This is a genomic window from Ruegeria sp. HKCCA6837 (genome assembly GCF_013034475.1).
Taxonomy (GTDB): Bacteria; Pseudomonadota; Alphaproteobacteria; order Rhodobacterales; family Rhodobacteraceae; genus Ruegeria.
In genome coordinates this window covers 158745-179087 of record NZ_WQGD01000005.1, presented here as the reverse complement: position 1 = coordinate 179087, position 20343 = coordinate 158745, and the positions used below count along the sequence as shown (strand labels likewise).

Here is a 20343-nt window from a genome sequence, read left to right as displayed (position 1 = left end):
AGACAGAGCCATGCTTGACGCAAGCCCAACCAAGACCGTCACCTTCAACCTGAACGGCGATGACGTCACTGTGCCCGAGGGCACCACGATCTGGGAAGCGGCCAATGGCCGTGGACTGGTGATCCCGCACCTGTGCCACAAACCGGCACCCGGCTACAAACCAGACGGCAACTGCCGCGCCTGTATGGTCGAAGTGGAAGGCGAGCGCACTCTGGTCGCTTCGTGCATCCGACCGGCGGCCGAGGGGATGGTTGTCAAAACCGACACTGACCGCGCCGAGAAGTCCCGCGCTATGGTCATGGAACTGTTGGTGGCCGATCAGCCCGAGCAGCCGCACGATGCGTCCAGCCATTTCTGGGATATGGCCAAGCTGAACGATGTCAGCGACAGCCGTTTCCCGGCGAAAGAGGCCGAGAAAATCCCGCTGCTGGATGACAGCCACGTTGCGATGCGCGTTAATCTGGACGCCTGCATCAACTGCAACCTCTGCGTTCGCGCTTGCCGCGACGTGCAGGTGAATGACGTGATCGGCATGGCCGGTCGCGGCCACACCGCGCAGGTGGTGTTTGACCAGAATGACCCAATGGGCGCATCAACTTGCGTGGCCTGTGGCGAATGTGTTCAAGCCTGCCCGACCGGCGCGCTGATGCCCGCCACGGTGCTGGATGATCAGCAACTTGGCGATAGCAAAGACTACGACAGCGAAACCGAAAGCGTCTGCCCGTTCTGCGGTGTGGGCTGCAAGGTCTCGCTGAAAGTTAAAGACGGTAAGGTCAAATATGTTGAGGGCATCAACGGCCCCGCTAACGAAGGCCGTTTGTGTGTCAAAGGCCGCTTTGGCTTTGACTACATCCACCACCCGCACCGCCTGACCAAGCCGCTGATCCGGCGCGAAGACGCCCCTGAAAAGGGCCTGAACGTCGATCCATCGGACCTGTCGACCCATTTCCGCGAAGCGACCTGGGAAGAGGCGATGGATTTGGCCGCCACCAAGCTAAAAGCCTTGCGCGACGAAGATCCGCGCAGCGTTGCGGGCTTTGGCTCGGCCAAGTGTACCAACGAAGAAGCCTATCTGTTCCAGAAGTTCATCCGTCAGGGATTCAAGCACAACAATGTCGACCACTGCACCCGTTTGTGCCACGCATCGTCTGTTGCGGCTCTGATCGAGAACGTTGGCTCGGGTGCTGTAACCGCAACCTTCAACGAGATCGAAAACGCGGATGTGGCGATCATCATCGGGGCGAACCCGATTGAAAACCATCCCGTTGCAGCGACCTATTTCAAGCAATTCACCAAACGCGGTGGCAAGCTGATTGTGATGGATCCGCGCGGTGTCGGCATGCGCAAATTCGCTGACGAAATGCTGCAATTCCGCCCGGGTGCTGATGTTTCGATGCTCAACGCGATCATGAACGTGATTGTCGAAGAGGAACTCTACGACAGCCAGTACATCCACCGCTGGACCGAGAACTGGGAGGCCGAGAAAGAACATCTGCGCCAGTTCACGCCAGAGGCAATGGCTCCGATCTGTGGCATCGAGCCCGATCAGCTACGCCGCGTCGCGCGCACCTTTGCGCAGGCCAAGGCCGGTCTGATCTTTTGGGGCATGGGCGTCAGCCAGCATATCCACGGCACCGACAACTCGCGCTGCCTGATCAGCCTTGCTCTGATGACCGGCAACGTCGGTAAGCCCGGCGCAGGTCTGCACCCGCTGCGTGGTCAGAACAACGTTCAAGGCGCATCTGATGCGGGCCTGATCCCGATGTTCCTGCCGGATTACAAGACGGTCACGGATGACAATATCCGGGCTCAGTTCACCGAGGTCTGGGGCTCGGATGATTTCTCGAATGAGAAGGGCCTGACAGTTACCGAGATCATCGATCAGATCTATGCGCGCAACATCAAGGGTATGTATATTCTGGGCGAAAACCCGGCCATGTCCGACCCGGATGTAAACCACGCCCGTGATGCGTTGGCCAAGCTGGATCTGATGATCGTGCAGGACATCTTCCTGACCGAGACGGCGAACTATGCCGACATCATCCTGCCGGCCTCGGCGCTCTATGAAAAGAACGGGACGGTGTCGAACACCAACCGCCAGGTACAGCGTGTACGCCCGGCCGTGGCACCTCCGGGTGAGGCGCGCGAGGATTGGGCGATCACTGTCGAGTTGGCGCAGCGTATCGGTCTGAACTGGGATTACACAGATGTGTCTCAGGTCTTCAACGAAATGAAGCTGACCATGCAGTCACTGGACAACATCACGTGGGAGCGTCTGGAAACCGAGACGATCACCTACCCGTCGCTCAGCGAAACCGATCCGGGCCAGTCCATCGTGTTTGGCGACGGTTTCCCACGGGCTGATGGCAAGGCCAGGTTCACCCCGGCCAGTATCATCCCACCGGATGAAGCTCCGGATGAAGAGTATCCGATGATAGCCACAACGGGTCGCCAGTTGGAGCATTGGCATACGGGTTCTATGACCCGCCGCGCCACTGTTCTGGATGCGGTCGAACCCGAGGCGAACTGCTCGATGAACCCGCGTACGCTCAAGCTGATGGAAATCGAACCGGGTGAAATGATCCGTCTGACGACCCGTCGCGGTTCCATCGAGATCATGGTGCGTGCCGACCGGGCGATCGCCGAGGATATGGTGTTCATCCCGTTTGCCTATGTCGAGGCGGCTGCGAACATGCTGACCAATTCGGCCATCGACCCCTATGGCAAGATCCCCGAGTTCAAGTTCTCGGCGATCAAGGTCGAAAAGATCGAAGACGCCATCGCAGCGGAATAACCTCTGCGCCAATCAATCTTTCGAAAAGGCGGTCTTAGCGGGCCGCCTTTTTCGCGTCTTGACAGCAGCTTACGCGCGGCCAACCCTGTGGCTGTTCTTCTGATGGAGTTGCATATGCCTCGCCGTTTCGTCGATTTGTCCGTTCCGCTGGAAACCGGCATTGTATCGGACCCGCCGATCATGCTGCCCGAGATCGAATACCTGACCCATGACCAGACCGCCGAGCAGGTCATGGCCTTTTTCCCCGGCCTTGCGAAAGAAGACCTGCCAGGTGGCGAGGGTTGGGCGCTGGAACGTTTGCAAATCGCGACGCACAACGGCACCCATCTGGACGCGCCCTACCACCACCATTCCACAATGAACAAAGGCGAGAGGGCGATCACCATTGATGAGGTGCCGCTGGAATGGTGCATGAACCCCGGTGTCAAACTGGATTTCCGTCATTTCGAGGATGGCTATGTGGTTACCGCAGCGGATGTCGAGGCCGAACTGAAGCGGATCGGTCATACGCTGAACTCGTTGGATATCGTGGTGGTCAATACGTCTGCAGGGACACAGTATGGCCAACCTGACTATCTGATGAAAGGCTGCGGTATGGGACGTGAGGCGACCTTGTACCTGACAGAACGCGGGGTGCGGGTGACCGGAACAGATGCCTGGAGTTGGGACGCACCCTTCCCGCTGACCGCGCAGGAATATGCAGATACCAAAGACCCCTCGATCATCTGGGAAGGGCACCGCGCCTCGATGGAGATTGGGTATTGCCACATGGAAAAGCTGACCAATTTGGAAACGCTTCCGCCGACAGGGTTTGAAATTTCCTGTTTCCCTTTCAAGATCAAAGGTGCCTCGGCAGGGTTCATCCGCGCCGTTGCGATCTTTGAAGATCCGGACGAGTGAGGACTGTTCAGCCATGTCACAAGATACACAGCCGTTAGGTGGTCATGATGGCCCGTACGATGCGCCTGTTGAAATTCACGAGTTTGCGCTGCAACCAGACTGGATCGATTACAACGGGCATATGAATGTCGGCTACTATGGCGTCGCGTTCGACATGGCCTTCGAACGGCTGCTTGTCGATCAATTGGGTCTTGGCGAGCCCCAGGTCCAGGCGTTGGGGCAGGGGCCGTACGTCCTGCAATCCCACATGCAGTTCCTGCGTGAGGTGACCGACGACATGACGATCTATTTCCAGTTTCGATTGTTGGATGCAGATCACAAACGTGGGCACTATTTCGGTCAGATGATCTCGGCCCCCGACCAGACTGTATGTGCCACGCAAGAAGTGCTGTTCATGAATGTCAGCCACAGAACGGGTCGCTCTGAACCCTATCCGGATTGGGCGGTCACTCGGTTGGCACGGATGGTGTCGGATCACGCGTCTTTGCCACCCGCGCCCCAGATTGGGCAGCCGATTGGTATTCGCCGAAAATGACGCCTTAGTAATCGCGTTCGAAAAACACCCCGATGCCGGTTTCGCCGCGGCCATCAACTGTGCCTTTGACGGTAAAGTTGTCAGTCACATCCAAGTTCAGGTTCACTTCGGTGTCACCTTCGGTGTTGACGGTAAAGTCGGTATACAGGTTCTCACCCAGATAGGCGCCAGCCCCCAACCGGCCAGCACCACTTTCCGATGCGCCGACATCAATTGTATCCACGCCGGTGGATTCACGCAGACCCTTGGTTGCGTCGCCACCCGCGCCGCTGAGTTGTGCCAGCGACGCTGCCATCTGTGCGATCAGGAATGGCGATATTTCTGAGAACCGATTTCCAAACAGCAGCATTGCCAACGCCTCTTCAGCCGGGCGTTCGGGATCAGAGAACACATCCACTTCAGGTGAATCCAACGGTCCCGCAATCTCAATTGTTGCGGTGCCATCAGAGGTGCTGGCCGAGGATTCGAACTCGATGTAAGGCGTCAAGTCGCCCTGCAGCGTGACGATGCCTTTGGTCAGGGCCAGCCTACGGCCCAGAATGTCGAAATTGCCTCGGATCAATTCGATCTGACCCGATGGAACGACAGCAGCGGTGGTGCCACCGATGAAAATGCGTCCGCCCAGCTCTGCGTTCACGCCCCGCCCACGAACAAACACGGCTTTGGGGGCCAGCAGGCTGATGTCCAGCGCAATTCTGGAATTGCTTTGGCTAGCTTCTTCTGTGACAACCAGCCCCGCGCGTTCACGCGTAACAAAAGCAGAGCGGCTTTCGTTGATATGCTTTATCTCGGGGATTGGGGCTGCGCCGACCGCGCCTGAGGCGGCTGCAAGATTGATGTTTGTTTCGTCGAACGTGATTTGCCCGGCCAGTGAACTGTTTCCGGCCAAGGCCCCGGTCATTGCGATCTGGCCGTTCAAGGTGGTTTCGTAAAGCAACTGATCCGTTAGCACGAGACTGTTCAACGCGGTGGTGATCTGAGCGTTAAACGGTGGCGCGAGGTCAACAGGGCCGCTGACGGTAAAACCACCACCAGCCCGCACACCACCGCTGAGGTTGATGGTTGCACGGCTTTGCGCAAGATCGATCTGACCGCTGATACCGGTGATTGTCTGGCCAGCACCGGGAATGGCAAGTGATGTGCCAGATGTGGTGATCGACCCGCTGAGAGAAGCCAAAGACGGTGCGCCATTCAAGGCCAGGTCGAAACGTGCCGACCCTTCGATCTTGTTGGGCGTTATAAAGATATTTGCAATCCCAAGATTGACCCCGCCCTGCGCGGTCAGATCCGCCTGGGTGCTGGTTTCATCAAAGGTTCCGGCTACGGTACTGGTGATGTCAGCCGGCCCTTCGGCTTTGGCGTCGATGGTCCAAAGCCCATTTTCCCGCTTTGCGTTGCCCGAAGCTGCGATGGTGCCCGGGAATTCAGGCACAAACCTTTCGATACGGTTGAACTTTGCGTCGAAATCCAGGTCCGCTGCGCCATTCGTGTCAACTGAACCCGCGACTTTGGCATAAGAGCTGTCAGGCCCCTGCAAATTGGCAGTGCCTTCGAAACCAGTGCTTGTGGGCGCAACGTTTCCATCCAGTTTCAATGGGCCTGTAACGGTTTCAGACAGTCGGCCCAGATCGTCCAGGGCGGCTGTAAAGCTTAACCCTCCGGCTTCGCGGTCCAGTTTGCCGGATGCCTCAGCCGACAGGGCGGTTCCCTTCAATCGGAAGCTGCGGATATCAAGCCCTTCATCGCCATTCTGCGCATCCACGGTCAAGGTCGTGCGCCCTTGGATCAGTTTGTCAACAGTGTCGATTCCGGTTTTGATATCATTCGCATCAAGATTGCCTTTCACGTCAAAGCTCTTGCTGCCTACAGCACCTTTGCCCGAAAGGTCGGTTTTGATCGATCCGGCCAGATCGCGTTTGGCAAGGCCCGAGAACAAAGACAGGTTCGGGACATTCAGGCTGGCTTGTCCATCCACAGCCAGCGCGTTTGTCGGATCGTCGATCGTAGCTGCCGCTTGGGCCGTTAGGGCGGTTCCGTTCACCTTGGCGTCCCGGATCACGATTTGATCCTGGCTTAGCGCGCCATCAAAGGTAATCTCGGTCCGACCAACAAGTAGGGGGTCGATCTCGGACATACCAGTTTTGATGTCTCGGCTTGTTACGCTGGCGGTGCCGTCGAATTCCAGCGTCTGAACTGCGCCTTTACCGCTCAGCTGTGCTTGTATGGCACCGCCAAGCTCGCGATTTGCAAGGTCGGAGAAGATGGAAAGATCCTGGGCATTAACCGTGGCCTGCCCGTCGATGGTCAGATTGCCGCCGGGGGTCGTCACTGCGCCATCAGCTTGCGCGCGCAGGGTGTCGCCGATCAGGATGAAGTCCCGGATCGTAATCCCATCTGCACTACGCTTAGCGTCGACAGTGATTTTGGTGTCGCCGCGAATGACGGGATCGATGTCATCACGCCCTGTGGACAGGTCATTACCCTCTACCTCGAGCTTGCCATCAAAGCTGCCCTCCAGAGGAGAGCCTTTCCCGACAAGCCGGGCAGAGGCTCGACCGCCAAGCTCCATCTGCGCGAGATCCGAAAACCGTGACAAGTCCGTCGCCTGCAACGTGGCTGTGCCATCTACGGCCAAACCGGTGGACAGGCCGCTGATCACCGCGTACAGCCCCAGTTCATAATCAGAACCAACCAGCTCCACGCCAGACAGATTGACCGTTTGATCACTGCCATAGGCGAACACACCATCCAGCGTGATGCGTTCGCCGACGGCTGCGTTCAGCGCATCGTCAGCCAGGTCGATCCCGTCCAGAACAGCCTGAAGATCGCCATCCAGTTGCGGGGCCGTCCCTTGTTCCAGCGTCCCCTGTGCCGAGATTTGCGCGCGTTGCAAATCGATCTGTGGCGTCTTTATTCCGTTGGCCGTAAGGCTCAGGTCCCAAAGATTGCCGTTTTTCTCGTCAAACAGCGCTGAAATCTGTGCCGCCTCAATAGATGTTTCGCCGCCCGAAACCGGCAAAACCACGCTTTGCCCTTCCGGCGGCGTGATCCGCCCCTGCAAAGCGGCCAATTGCAGTTGGCCACCAGCAGCGAGTTGCAGTTCACCTTCGAGGTTCAGCGCTTGCGATGTCAGCTCAAGGTCACTGATGTTCAGCGCGCCATCCGGCTCGGTTCGACCGTCCACGAACAACTGTGTTTTGGTGCCGAAAAACGTATCCATGTTGTCGGCGACAAAGGGTGTTAGATCACCGCCCAGATCGGCGGTAAAGGCAATGCCTTCATCTGCGCTTGCCGCAGCGTTCGGGGCTGAACGGAGTCGGACCTGCCCGGTCACACGCGGCTGGCCATCGCTGCTGAGACCAATATCGGCGGTGAAGTCGCTTACTGGCCCAGACCCTTTTGCGGTCAACCCAATGGGTGGGCTGTCTGGGATATTGAGAGCCGTCGAAATCAGGCCGCCCGCCGCCTCGGTCACTTGTAGGTCAAGGTCGATCTGGCTGTCGGCGTTCTGAAATCCAGCGCTTAGCTTGATTTCGTCCCCGGCGCGGTCCAGGCGCGTGATATCAAGATTGGTGTCCAGCGTGCCATCCGCCAACGACAGGTTACCATTCACTGCCAACTCTGCCGCAACGCCGATCAGCGGCTCGCCCAGAGACAGTTCGCTGATGCTGATTTCACCGATTTCAATGGCGACGGGAAGTTCGGGCAGTTGAAAGGCTTGCGTTTCGGCTGCTGGGGGCGGCGTATCTTTGGTGGTTGTGCCCGGGGTGCGGGCGATGTCAATTTCCTGTGCAGTCAAGGCGTTGACGGAAAACCGGCCACGGATCAATGCCAGTCGGTTCCAGTCCAGCACGGCATCTTTGATGGTCAGCCAGACCCCCTCGTCATCGGCAACTGTGATCTCGTCGATTGTAGCCCGCGAACTCAGAGCGCCTTGCAGACCCGAGACCGTCACGTTTTGATCGTCTCCTGACAGCGTGTCCTGCAGGAACCTTTCGATCATGCTGCCGCCTTCATCCTCCTGCGCCAGTCCGGCGACAGGTGCAAACGTCAGCGTTCCGATCAGCAGAGTGTATGAAAGGTGCCGTTTCAAAATGCCTGTCCGATCCCGATGTAAAACTGCAGGCCGTCCCCGGTGGGGCCACTCACCGGATAGGCGAGATCAAGTCGTAAAGGTCCAAATCCGCCCAGATCATATCTTACGCCGATACCGGCGCCGGCGTGATCTTCTGCACCGCTGCCAATGAACGAGGACGTATCGACAACACCGTAGTCATAAAACCCGACCAGTGACAGGCTATCAGTGATCTTGCCGCGGATTTCGCCAGACAAACCGATAAACGACTTGCCGCCTGCGATGCCGGTTCCGACTGGAATGCCAAGGCTTTCGAAGGGTTGCCCGCGAACAGTGCCCGCGCCGCCCGAGAAGAACAGAAAATCGGGCGTTACGCCATCTGCAGGCGGGCCGATGACTGAGCCCAATTGTGCCCGCCCGGCCAGAACGATCCGACCGCTGGTCCCTAGGCTTGTATAAGCCCGGCCATCAAAGAACAGGCGGATACCGGTGTCCGTTCCGGAAATTCCGACAAAGGGCATGACTTGCGAATCCAGATAAAACCCCCGCGTGGCGCTTACTTTGCTGTCGCGTTGGTCCCATTCAGATCGGAAGGGCAGGATGAAATACCTGAACTTGCGACCGCTGCCATAGGCGTCATCGGCGTTTGAAAGTTGAAATCCGGCGGACGCCTCGGCATACAAATTGTCGGAAAAGGTGCGGCGTGCACCATAGGCCAAGGACGCAACCGATACGTTGTAGTTTTCCGTGTTGCGCCGTTCCAGCAATGCGCTCCAGAACGTGTTGTCGTCCGGCCCGAGGCGATCCGGTTGATCCAGGCGCAACCCGATCCGGCCATCGATATCCTCGGCCCCGCCGATATTGCGTATCGCCGCTTCAAAGCGCAAACGCTCGGCACGTTTGAACATGTTGCGATGGGTCCAGGTCGCGGTGACGTCAACGCCATCGCGCGAGGCCAGTTCGACCCCGAAGGTCAACCGTCGCTTGGGCAGGTCCTCGAACGTGGCGTCGAAGTCCAGCGTTCCATCCGAGTTTGGTGTCTCGCGCTCTTGCAGCGAGACGACGTTGAACGTGCCGGTGCGGCGCAGACGCGTTCCGACCTTTTGGATCTTTTCAGGCGAATAAACCTCGCCACTTGGGAAACCAGCGATCTTTTCGATGGATCTGTGGCGCACATCTGTGTCGCCCTTGATGAACATCTTGCCAAATGTCAGCCTGCGCCCAGGTTCCAGCGTGACTTGAGCGTCCAGCTGCGCCTGTGAATGACGCGCGATGACGGTTTGCCCCTCTACCGCAGCCTTGGCATGGCCTGCATCCCGCCACCCCTGCACACCAGCTGACGTGGCCTTTTGAATAGCACCGGTTGTTGCCAGTTTGCCGGTTGCGAACTCTTCCGGCAGAACGGTGTCAGGCGCCAACGGCTGTACAGTGGCAGTGCCGAATTTAAAGCTGGGCCCGGTTTCAACATTAATCGCTGCCCGGTCGATCTTTGCCGGAACGGTCAGCGAACTCATTTCCGCGGCTTCCTGGCCGTCCAGTTTGATGCTGACAACCGGGCTGAAATACCCCTCGTCATACAGGATCTGCACAATCGTGCGGTAATCCGACAGTGCGGCGGACAGGATTTCAAGCGGGGTATCCAGGCCGCGCTCTTCGGCGGTGGTGACGGATGACGTCTCTTTCAGGCGCTCCACCAACTCTTTGGACGCACCCGGTGCTGTCAGGGAGGTTTCCAATGCCAGTGACATGTTTGGGGCCAACGCCACAACAGCGACACTCAGCCAGCGCCTCAGACGGCCTTGCGGCTTGCTCCCTTGCATGTGTTGCCCCAAATGTCCCAGTTCCAAATATCATACACCGCGTTTGCCACGGTCCTTTGCATTCAGGTTAGAGCATCTGAATGCGATCTGGGAAAGAGATTATGCGCCTGACGCGAAAATTTAGGGTAAATTGCGTTTGTGCTACAGTCCGGCGTTGCGCACCCATCTGATGATGGCTTGGCGGTCTTCAGGTTCCATATAGGTTACGTTTGCCGGAGGCATCGCATGCGTCACACCAGCCTGCAGATAGATTTGCTGCGCGTTTCGGGCGATATCAGCCTCGGTTTCCAACAGCACACCTTTCGGGGCCCAAAGAATGCCCTCCCAGACCGGCTCGCGCGCGTGACACATTGAACAACGCCCAAGAACAATGTCATGGGCGTCTTCGAACCCGTCTGCATCAGCAAATTTCTGTTCATATGGAGTTAGCGGCTGTGCCTCTGCCTCTTCCAGCGGCTGGTACATTGGGGCTGTCGATAGCCACATGATGGCAATGAACAGCAGTGCGGTGGCCAGCCACGTCCAGGTGGGATTACCGGCGCGGGCATGGCGGGTGTTGAAATAGTGCCGGATGGTCACGCCCATCAGGAAAACCAGCGCAGCGATGATCCAGTTGTATTCCGTCGCGAAAGCCAGCGGGTAATGGTTCGACAGCATCAGGAACAGGACGGGCAATGTCAGGTAGTTGTTGTGGGTCGAGCGCAGCTTGGCGATCTTGCCGTATTTCGGATCCGGTGTGCGCCCGTTTTTCAGATCATCCACCACAATGCGTTGATTGGGCATGATGATGAAGAACACGTTTGCCGTCATGATCGTGGCAGTGAACGCGCCCAGATGAAGCATCATCGCACGCCCGGTGAAGATCTGGTTGTACCCCCAACCCATGGCCACTAACAAAACGAACAGCAAAACCATCAGCAAAGTGGGGCGTTCCCCAAGCCCTGATTTGCACAGAAAATCATAGACAAGCCATCCAACCGTCAGCGAGGCGGCCGAGATCAGAATGCCTTGCCAAAGGGCCAGATCGGCCTTTTCCGCATCGATCAAATACAGCTCTCCCCCGACCCAATAGACGATCATCAGCAGCGCGGCACCGCTGAGCCAGGTCGAATAGCTTTCCCATTTGAACCAGGTCAGGTGATCGGGCATCCGTTCGGGGGCCACCAGATACTTTTGGATATGGTAGAAGCCGCCGCCATGCACCTGCCATTCCTCGCCATCCGCTGGACCCGGAATATTGCGGTTCAAACCCAGGTCGAGCGCGATGAAATAAAATGAGGATCCGATCCAGGCCATGGCGGTGATCACGTGCAACCAGCGCACGGCAAACGCCATCCAGTCCCAGAACACGGCAAAGTCGTACATTTCAGAGGTCTCCGATTGGTTGCCACCACACTAGGCAAACAGGCTTTTCTTCGGTATTCCCGTATATTGTCAAACTGTATCAAAAAAAACGAAAAGATGTCCTATCTCGACAATATCCGTACCTTTGTCAGGGTCTATGATCTGGGCAGCATGTCCGCCGCGGGGCGAGACCTGAGGATTTCTCCGGCCGTGACTTCTGCGCGGATTTCTCAGCTTGAGGATCACTTAGGCGTTCGCCTTTTTCAGCGTACGACCCGCAATCTGTCTCCGACCGAGCAAGGCAAAGCGTTTTATCCCGGTGCGGTTGCGGTTCTGGATGCGGTGGATGATGCCGAGGCTAAGGTGACCCATCTGACCGAAGCCCCACGTGGATCATTGTTTGCAGCGGCGCCTCTGGGGGTGGGTCGCCGTCTGCTGGCGCCGCATGTGCCTGATTTCTTGGCTGCGTACCCAGAAGTAGACGTGCGCTTGCGCCTGACGGACCGGTCTGTCGACCTGACGACCGAAGGGTTGGATCTGGCGTTCTTTATCGGCCAACCCGAAGACAGCACCCTGCGCATCCGTAAGATCGCAGATTGTCAGCGGGTGCTTTGTGCCGCCCCCGACTATGTGTCGCGGCGCGGAATGCCATCAACCGGGGCTGATCTGGTCGCCGACAAACATGAATGCCTGAACCTGCGCTTTCCGGGAGCGGCTGAGTTTCAATGGATGCTGGAAACCCCCGAGGGACCGAAACGTTTTGCGGTGTCGGGTCGGTTTGAATGCGATGATGGTGACGTGTTGACGGATTGGGCTTTGTCAGGGCAAGGGATTGCAATGAAACCCGTTTTTGAGGTCGCCGAACACCTCAAATCCGGGCGTCTTGTTCCGGTTGCAACCGCAACACCACCGGTTCCCGTGCAGATGGCCTGTCTCTACACGCACCGGCGACATCAAGACCCGAAGGCGCGTTTGTTCATGGATTTCATGATCGAACGGATCGGAAAAATCGTCCGCAGTGCCGAGCTCCCAGCTTAAGACCTCAGCTCTCGATCAGCTCCCGCGATAGGTCGAATAGCCGTAGGGTGAAAGCAGAAGCGGGACATGGTAATGCGCCTCTACATCGGACATGCCGAACCGGATGGGAACCTGATCCAGAAACAAGGGATCGTCTCCGTCCTGACCTGTTGCACGCAGGTAATCGCCTGCAAAGAAAATCAGTTCGTAAGTGCCTGTTTTAAATGCGTCCTGCGGCAATATTGGGCTATCGGTACGGCCATCCGCGTTGGTTTCCATCTCAACCAGTTTTCGATGAGAGTTCCCGGACACGCGGTAAAGCGCGATTTTCAGCCCCTCTGCAGGGCAGCCACGTGCGGTATCCAGAACATGGGTTGTCAAATAGCCTGCCACCGATCTCTCCTATCATGTGTCTTTTGATTTTTGACAGTCTGGCGCAAAGTTCGAAACAGTTGAAATGCCGAAAGAACCGGAAACAGCGTTCGGATTGATTTGATAATCAAAGGCTGTGTTCTGGGGTAAGTCTGTTGGAAACAGAAATAGAAATGGACCATACCATGCAGCCGCCGCGTTACCCCCGGGACATGATCGGATACGGAGCACACCCTCCGCAGGCGAAGTGGCCGGGCGGGGCCAAGTTGGCCGTTCAGATTGTGCTGAACTATGAAGAGGGTGGCGAAAACTGCGTGCTGCACGGCGATGACGCGTCCGAGGCGTTTTTGTCCGAGATCGTAGGAGCCGCGCAGTGGCCGGGTCAGCGGCACTGGAATATGGAGTCGATCTATGAATACGGCACACGCGCCGGTTTCTGGCGTTTGCATCGGTTGATGAAGGATATTCCGATCACGGTTTATGGCGTGGCCACATCTCTGGCGCGGTCGCCCGATCAGGTGGCGGCGATGAAGTCCGCTGGTTGGGAGATCGCCAGCCACGGTCTCAAGTGGGTCGAACACAAAGATATGACCCCGGACGAAGAACGTGCACAAATAGCCGAGGCCATACGTCTGCACACAGAGGTTGTCGGTGACCGCCCGCGCGGGTGGTATACCGGGCGCTGTTCTGAAAACACGGTGCGTCTGGTCGCGGAAGAGGGCGGGTTTGCCTATGTCGCCGACACCTATGCGGACGATCTTCCTTATTGGTTGCAGACAGGTGGGCGGGATCAGTTGATCGTGCCTTACACACTGGATTGCAACGACATGCGTTTTGCCACCCCGCAGGGTTTCAATTCGGGTGATCAGTTTTTCGCGTACCTGAAAGACAGTTTTGACGCGCTGTATGCAGAAGGCGAAGCCGGCGTTCCCAAGATGCTCTCGATCGGTTTGCACTGTCGCCTTATTGGCCGCCCGGGCCGGGTGATGGCGCTGAAACGGTTCTTGGACTATGCACGGGGATTTGCCGATGTCTGGTTCGCAACGCGTCTGCAAATCGCGCAGCATTGGGCGACCACCCACCCGCCAGTGCATCGCTTGCGACCGTCTCAGATGGACCGCACAGCGTTTGTCGGTGCCTTTGGCGGTATTTTTGAGCACTCAGCCTGGATTGCTGAACGCGCCTTTGATCTGGAGCTGGGCCCGGCACATGACACCGCAGGCGGGTTGCACAACGCGCTGACGCGCATGTTCCGTTCGGCTTCAGAAGACGAGCGTTTGGGCGTTCTGACCGCGCATCCGGATCTGGCGGGCAAACTGGCGCAGGCCAAGCGGCTGACACAGGAAAGCACGTCTGAACAGGCGTCAGCGGGTTTGGACGCACTGACCGATGCCGAGCGTGAGGCGTTTACCGATCTGAACCAGCGCTACACGCAGGCATTCGGGTTCCCTTTCATAATTGCGGTACGGGACCATAACAAAGCGTCGATCCTCGAAGCTTTTCAGCGACGCATTGAACAGGATCGCACAACGGAATTTGCCGAAGCCTGCCGTCAGGTTGAACGGATCGCCGAGTTTCGTCTTCGGGATGTGTTGCCCGCATGACCCGGCAGATCGTGACAGAAATAATCTCGGCAGACGCATTTGCCCCTTTTGGCGATTTGATCGAGGCGTCTGGACCGCCCGACAAGATCATCAACCAAGAGCAATGTGGGCGGTTTCACGACCGCGCGCAGTTGGATTTTTCTGATGGCCGGGCTGGGCTGAGCCTGTTCAACGCCAACCCCCGTTCATTGCCCTACACGCTTGAGATGGTCGAGCGCCATCCGGATGGCAGTCAGGCTTTCATTCCCATGACGCATCAGCCTTTTCTGGTGGTCGTCGCGGCAGACAATGCCGGGGAACCGGGCGTTCCGCGCGCGTTCATAACCAAGCCGGGCCAGATGGTGAATTACCACCGCGGTACATGGCATGGCGTTCTGACACCTCTACATGGCCCGGGTCTGTTTGCGGTGGTGGACAGGATCGGCACCGGATCAAATCTGGAAGAACACTGGTTCGACACACCCTATGAGGTGGTGCCGAAACCCAACGAAGCCGCGGGATAAGCGGCAATACCCCCGTGAACTCTGACTGAGAGGACAGTGCCCATGGCCGAAACTTCAATTGGAACACCCGAACAGCTTCGGGATCCGAATTTCACACCCGCGCTGCACAAGGCGATTCCACTGGGTATTCAGCACGTTCTGGCGATGTTCGTCTCAAACGTGACACCTGCAATCATTGTCGCTGGCGCAGCTGGGTTTGGGTTTGGTTCGAACTCGCCTGATTTCCCAGAGCTTTTGTACTTGATCCAGATGTCGATGCTATTTGCCGGCGTGGCAACGTTGTTGCAGACGGTCACTGTGGGTCCGGTTGGGGCAGCGTTGCCGATTGTTCAGGGAACAAGTTTCGCCTTTCTGCCGATCATGATCCCTCTTGTGGCGGGCAAAGGGGTCGACGGGTTGGCAGCTTTGTTCGGGGGCGTGATCATCGGCGGTGTGTTCCATGCCTGTCTGGGGGCTGTCATCGGGAAGATACGCTTCGCTCTGCCGCCGCTGGTGACCGGTCTTGTGGTCACAATGATCGGTCTGGCGTTGGTCAAGGTTGGCATCCAGTACGCTGCCGGAGGGGTTCCGGCGATCGGCACACCAGAATACGGGTCAATGCTGAACTGGTCAGCGGCGATGGTCGTTGTTGTTGTAACGCTTGCGTTGAAATTCTTCGCCAGAGGTATGCTTTCAGTTTCAGCAGTCCTGATTGGTCTGGCGGTTGGATACCTTTACGCATTGATGGTCGGAATGGTGACCTTTGAAGCGATTGGTGCAAGCTGGGGTCGCGCTTCGGCGTTTGCTCTGCCTGTTCCGTTTAAATACGGGTTTGAATTCTCATTTGCAGCTGTGATCGGTTTCTGCCTCATGGCTTTTGTGTCTGCCATCGAAACTGTTGGCGATGTTTCGGGCGTGACCAAAGGTGGTGCAGGTCGAGAAGCGACAGATGAAGAAATCTCGGGTGCTACTTACGCCGATGGTTTCGGTTCAGCGCTGGCCGGTGTATTCGGCGGATTGCCCAACACGTCGTTCAGCCAAAATGTCGGTCTGATCGCGATGACCGGCGTGATGAGCCGCCATGTCGTGACCATTGGCGCCTTGTTCCTGATCCTGTGCGGATTGGTTCCCAAAGTGGGTGCAATCATCCGGACCATTCCAATTGAGGTGTTAGGTGGAGGCGTCATCGTCATGTTCGGGATGGTTGTGGCTGCGGGTATTTCGATGCTGTCTGACGTCGACTGGAACCGTCGCAATATGGTGATTTTTGCAATCTCGCTTTCCATCGGATTCGGGTTGCAGCTTGAACCCGATGCAGTTCAGCACTTGCCGGACACGCTGGGTATCCTGATGAAAAGTGGGTTGTTGCCTGCGGCGGTTATTGCCATCGTACTCAATCTCGTTCTGCCGGAAGAGCTTACGGACGAGGCCACAGAAGAAGTATCTGGTGGGATGTCCGGGCACGGTTCCGGTAGTTTGTCGGGGCACAAATAACCAAGCCGACGCCGGATCGCACACGCAATTGCGGGGCGCGGTCCGGCTATTGGGCAGCCATAAGGCGGGCCACGTCCAGCATGCGCGCCGAGAAACCCCATTCATTGTCGTACCAGCCAAAGACCCTCACCTGGTTTTCACCGACCATTCGGGTTTCAGTGCCGGCGATGACTAGAGATTCCGAGCGTGCGCGAAGGTCGGACGAGACCAGCGGCATGTCTGTCCAGCCAAGGACCGGGGATGCAGCAACGGCCTCTTTCAGCGCCTCTTCAAAGGCATCCGCGCTCAGGCCCCGTTCCAGTGTCACTATTAGGTCCACGGCAGACACACTTGCTGTAGGAACGCGGACAGCCGCCCCAGAGATGCGCCCGGCCAGATGCGGCAGAACGACGTCTATCAAGTGCATGGCGCTCGATGTGGTGGGCACCATCGATAGGGCACCTGCACGTGAGCGGGCGAGGTCGCCGCGCGGGGCGTCTACCATGGGCTGACTATTGGTGTAGCAGTGGATTGTCGTCATGTGCCCTGCCGCAACACCGCCGATATCGTCGATGACCTTGACCAGCGGCACCAACCCATTGGTAGTGCAGGACGCGTTTGAAACGATCCGGGCGCTTCCCAATTGCTCCTCGTTGGCTCCGAGAACAATGGTGACATCGGCAGCGGGCGAAGGACCCGAGATCAGGACTTTGCCAGCCCCTGCGGTCAGACCACGGCGCGCAACGTCAGAGCTGCGGGCAATGCCTGTACAATCCAGCATCACATCCACGCCCGATAGATCAACGCGAGTCAGATCGGCACTGTGCGTCATTGGGATCGTCCGCCTATCCACAATCAGCGCGGCATCCCCTTGGGACACATCGCCCGGGTAGGGGCCGAACGTGCTGTCGTATTTGAACAGGTAGGCGCAGGTTTCCAGCGGTGCGATGTCATTGATCAGCACCAACTCGATATCTGACCCCTCCGGCAGGGCCAGAACCTGCCGCAGGATCGTACGGCCGATACGGCCGAATCCGTTAATCGCGAGTTTCATGCGCAAGCTATGGCAGGGTGGTCGGACGACCTCAATGCCCTAACTGACGTTCTGTCAGTTGCAGCTGACCTGGGAAAAGAACTGGCCCGAGATGTTCTGATACATGCTGGCCACGATCGGTTTGCACCCGGTTGCCTGCTGAATGGCGGCGATGGCCTGAAGCGTGCGCAAACGTGGCGGGGGGCCAAACGGGTTGAGGTTGTTGTTGTCACGCGTGGCGCGGTACACAACCGGCGCGTCAGAGACCTGTGTCACCGCCCAGGTGCGGCTCATGACGAACACGGACTTGGTCTCTTCCTTGGCGGAAAGGGGCGAGGTGAAAAGGGTCGCAGATGCGGCGAATGCGGCGATGGCCAGCAGGGCAGGGCGCAGTTTCATGGAACAATCTCCAATGCTTAAAATCAGAATTTGCTTGGATTTCAGCAAATTCCGGCGCGCGTGTGAAGCCCCGAAGCCACAAATTCACGGCACACCTTTGCGAGCCACCTGTTTACCTTAGGGCAAAGACAACGGCATGTGCCGATTGACGTCCTTATACAGCAGATACCGGAATCGCCCCGGACCACCTGCATAACAGGCTTGCGGGCAGAAGGCGCGCAACCACATGTAATCGCCCGCTTCAACCTCGACCCAGTCCTGATTGAGGCGATAGACGGCTTTGCCTTCCAGCACATAGAGCCCGTGCTCCATCACATGGGTCTCGGCAAACGGGATGACCCCGCCGGGTTCGAAATTGACGATGTTCACATGCATGTCATGGCGCAGGTCCTGAGGGTCGGCAAACCGCGTGGTCGACCAGCGGCCCTGTGTTCCCGGCATTTCGACCGGTGTCACGTCTCGCTCGTTGGTTATGATCGGATCGGGCAAAGGCAGCCCGGGCACCGACTGATAGGCTTTGCGGACCCAATGGAACCGGGCGACTGCGTCACCCGTGTTGTGCAATGCCCAGTCGCTTCCCGGTGGAATATAGGCATACCCCCCTGTTTCCAATACATGTTTTTCGGCATTCAGGGTTAAGGTGACAGCCCCCTCGACCACAAAGAGAACGGCCTGGGCCTGTGCTTCGGTTTCAGGCTGGTCGCTGCCACCGCCGGGTTGTACCTCCATGATGTATTGCGAGAACGTTTCGGCGAAACCACTGAGCGGACGCGACAGAACCCACAGGCGCGTGCCTTCCCAGAAAGGCAGGGAGCTGGTGACGATGTCGCGCATCGTGCCTTTGGGAATGACCGCATAAGCGTCCGTGAACATGGCGCGGTCGGTCAACAGTTGGTCCTGACCGGGATGGCCCCCGGTTGGGGCAAAATAGGTTGGGTTGGTCATAATGAGCCTCTGGGTCGTTTGTACGGCACTATGGGCGCAAAGACCGGGCGCAGATAGGTCCACCGGCGCGATAGGTTTGTTCGGGATAATTTGAAGGTCGACGTCAGGGGCTTGGCCCTGCAGCGGCAGCGGTATATCCTTGGACACAAATGATTTCAGTTCTGTGAGGCCGCTATGAAAGCCCAGTTTTTGCCCGCAATCGTCGCTTGTGGTGTTCTTTTGATGACCAGTTTGGCAGACGCCAAGCCCCTATCGCGAATCATTGCAGAGATGGGCTTGTCGCCTGCGGATTTCGAAGTGGTCAACGTAACCGCGAACACATTGCTGACCAGTGGTACGCCATCCGTGGGTCAGGAACGGGCCTGGAAAAATGACGACACCGGATCAAAAGGCACGATCCGGGTGCAAAATGTGCAGGGGAACTGCGTCAGCCTTCAACACATAATTCAGCCGGAAGGTGGGGATCAGAGCCGCGAGATCAGAACCCGCCGGTGCAATGACGGCAATGGCAACTGGATTCTCACGCCCTGATCTGCGGTACGGGCCTCAATAGCCCTGAGCTCGATCCACCTCATGCAGCAAGGGCGCGCCAGAGTTGAGCCGTTGAAAGTTCTCGGCGACGTCTGAAAGCGCGTCGCCCAGATGCCACCCCGAGACATGCGGTGTGATCGTCACGCCGGGATGGGCCCATAACGGGCTGCCCTGCGGCAGAGGTTCCACTGATGTAACGTCCAGCACGGCATGAGCCGGTGTGCCTTTGTCCAGCGCTTCGATCAGGGCGGCTTCGTCAATCAGATCCCCGCGCCCGGCGTTCAGCAACTGGCTACTGGGTTTCATCGACTCCAGCGTTTTTGCGTCGAACAAACCAACGGTTTGTGGTGTCGAAGGCAAAATAGCACACACATGATCGCATTGACCCAAAAGCTCGGGCAGGGTGTCTTGTCCATGCAGACAGGTCACACCTTCTATGGATTTTGGTGTGCGGCTCCAACCCATGACCTGAAATCCGATGGCCCGCAGCATCAAGGCGGTGCGGGCACCGATATGGCCCAGACCCAGAACACCTACGACTGTGTCGGGTGTAAAGATCGGCTCTCGCGGCGACCATTCCGACCGGGCTTGGGCGGCCTCATGGAACGCCATATGCCGTTGGCGGCGCAGGATGTAAGCCACAAACCACTCGGCGATACCCTGTGCCGGTGCATCTGGCTTTAGACGCGCGATGCGGACATGGGCTGGAAGGTCGGGATGGCTTACAATGGTTTCCACGCCCGCCCCCAACTTCTGAACAAGCCTCAGGTTCGGCAAGCGTGTGGGATGGTCGCTTTGCATATTGACCAAGGCCAACATCGTGATGTCTTCGGGGTTTCCAAGCGTTTCAGGGGTGCGGATATCCGCATCGGGTGCAGCAGCCTGCAATTTGGCGGCAATTTCACTGTCGCCTATCCAATCGGACAACCCGGTTTCGATCAACAACGCCATGCGCAGCTCCTGCTTTGATTTTGAAGTGGTGACGTCCCGTCACTGCGGTGGACAGGCTTGGGGCAGTT

Annotated in this window: 16 protein-coding genes; 8 read left to right on the top strand and 8 right to left on the bottom strand. The window is 57.7% G+C overall.

Going from position 1 to position 20343, the window contains the following annotated elements; genetic code table 11:
- The first annotated feature begins 10 nt into the window (after positions 1-10).
- The 3 genes from fdhF (at position 11) to GOV91_RS09695 (ending at position 4229) form a co-directional block, all read left to right on the top strand.
- Positions 11-2794, top strand: coding sequence for a formate dehydrogenase subunit alpha (gene fdhF, locus GOV91_RS09705; RefSeq protein ID WP_171235343.1), 2784 nt, complete (start codon positions 11-13; stop codon positions 2792-2794).
- A gap of 114 nt (positions 2795-2908) precedes the next feature.
- The gene (locus GOV91_RS09700) at positions 2909-3694 is read left to right on the top strand and encodes a cyclase family protein (RefSeq protein WP_171235342.1); all 786 of its coding nucleotides are present in this window, start codon (positions 2909-2911) and stop codon (positions 3692-3694) included.
- A gap of 13 nt (positions 3695-3707) precedes the next feature.
- Positions 3708-4229 (top strand): thioesterase family protein, encoded by a 522-nt coding sequence (locus GOV91_RS09695; RefSeq protein WP_171235341.1) that lies wholly within the window; start codon positions 3708-3710, stop codon positions 4227-4229.
- A gap of 4 nt (positions 4230-4233) precedes the next feature.
- Here the strand turns inward: GOV91_RS09695 and GOV91_RS09690 are convergent, their stop codons facing one another.
- The 3 genes from GOV91_RS09690 to GOV91_RS09680 form a co-directional block, all read right to left on the bottom strand.
- Positions 4234-8322 carry a translocation/assembly module TamB domain-containing protein gene (locus tag GOV91_RS09690; RefSeq protein WP_254440639.1) on the bottom strand — a complete coding sequence of 1363 codons (4089 nt, stop codon included), beginning with the start codon at positions 8320-8322 and terminating at the stop codon, positions 4234-4236.
- On the bottom strand, positions 8319-10124 hold the full coding sequence (locus GOV91_RS09685; RefSeq protein WP_171235340.1) for an autotransporter assembly complex family protein: 1806 nt from the start codon (positions 10122-10124) through the stop codon (positions 8319-8321). Before GOV91_RS09685 ends, GOV91_RS09690 begins: the two co-directional genes overlap by 4 nt.
- A 141-nt stretch (positions 10125-10265) precedes the next feature.
- Positions 10266-11489 carry a urate hydroxylase PuuD gene (locus tag GOV91_RS09680; RefSeq protein ID WP_171094284.1) on the bottom strand — a complete coding sequence of 408 codons (1224 nt, stop codon included), beginning with the start codon at positions 11487-11489 and terminating at the stop codon, positions 10266-10268.
- A gap of 96 nt (positions 11490-11585) precedes the next feature.
- Here GOV91_RS09680 and GOV91_RS09675 point away from each other — a divergent pair, with 96 nt between their 5' ends.
- Positions 11586-12506, top strand: coding sequence for a LysR family transcriptional regulator (locus GOV91_RS09675; RefSeq protein WP_171235339.1), 921 nt, complete (start codon positions 11586-11588; stop codon positions 12504-12506).
- Positions 12507-12521: 15 nt separating this feature from the next.
- On the opposite strand, the gene uraH is transcribed toward GOV91_RS09675, so the two are convergent.
- Positions 12522-12878 carry a hydroxyisourate hydrolase gene (gene uraH, locus GOV91_RS09670; protein ID WP_171235338.1) on the bottom strand — a complete coding sequence of 119 codons (357 nt, stop codon included), beginning with the start codon at positions 12876-12878 and terminating at the stop codon, positions 12522-12524.
- A gap of 164 nt (positions 12879-13042) precedes the next feature.
- On the opposite strand from uraH, the gene puuE reads away from it, so the two are divergent.
- From puuE to GOV91_RS09655, 3 genes are read left to right on the top strand one after another with little or no spacing between them, the layout of a single operon-like run.
- On the top strand, positions 13043-14461 hold the full coding sequence (gene puuE, locus GOV91_RS09665; RefSeq protein WP_171235417.1) for an allantoinase PuuE: 1419 nt from the start codon (positions 13043-13045) through the stop codon (positions 14459-14461).
- Positions 14458-14964, top strand: a complete 507-nt coding sequence (locus GOV91_RS09660; protein WP_171235337.1) for an ureidoglycolate lyase — start codon at positions 14458-14460, stop codon at positions 14962-14964. The genes puuE and GOV91_RS09660 overlap by 4 nt, the downstream gene beginning before the upstream one ends.
- 42 nt (positions 14965-15006) lie before the next feature.
- Entirely contained in the window at positions 15007-16437 is a 1431-nt protein-coding gene (locus GOV91_RS09655; RefSeq protein ID WP_171178033.1) for a uracil-xanthine permease family protein, read from the top strand.
- Positions 16438-16483: 46 nt separating this feature from the next.
- Here GOV91_RS09655 and GOV91_RS09650 read toward each other — a convergent pair whose 3' ends face one another.
- From GOV91_RS09650 to GOV91_RS09640, 3 genes are all read right to left on the bottom strand, one after another.
- Positions 16484-17470 carry a type I glyceraldehyde-3-phosphate dehydrogenase gene (locus tag GOV91_RS09650; protein WP_171235336.1) on the bottom strand — a complete coding sequence of 329 codons (987 nt, stop codon included), beginning with the start codon at positions 17468-17470 and terminating at the stop codon, positions 16484-16486.
- 54 nt (positions 17471-17524) lie between these two features.
- On the bottom strand, positions 17525-17848 hold the full coding sequence (locus tag GOV91_RS09645) for a hypothetical protein (RefSeq protein WP_171178029.1): 324 nt from the start codon (positions 17846-17848) through the stop codon (positions 17525-17527).
- A gap of 117 nt (positions 17849-17965) precedes the next feature.
- Positions 17966-18793 (bottom strand): bifunctional allantoicase/(S)-ureidoglycine aminohydrolase, encoded by an 828-nt coding sequence (locus GOV91_RS09640; protein ID WP_171178027.1) that lies wholly within the window; start codon positions 18791-18793, stop codon positions 17966-17968.
- A gap of 174 nt (positions 18794-18967) precedes the next feature.
- Here GOV91_RS09640 and GOV91_RS09635 point away from each other — a divergent pair, with 174 nt between their 5' ends.
- Entirely contained in the window at positions 18968-19324 is a 357-nt protein-coding gene (locus GOV91_RS09635) for a hypothetical protein (RefSeq protein WP_171178025.1), read from the top strand.
- Between the two features lie 15 nt (positions 19325-19339).
- On the opposite strand, the gene GOV91_RS09630 is transcribed toward GOV91_RS09635, so the two are convergent.
- Positions 19340-20275: a glyoxylate/hydroxypyruvate reductase A gene (locus tag GOV91_RS09630; protein ID WP_171178023.1), complete on the bottom strand. Its 936-nt coding sequence runs from the start codon at positions 20273-20275 to the stop codon at positions 19340-19342.
- Positions 20276-20343 lie beyond the last annotated feature (68 nt).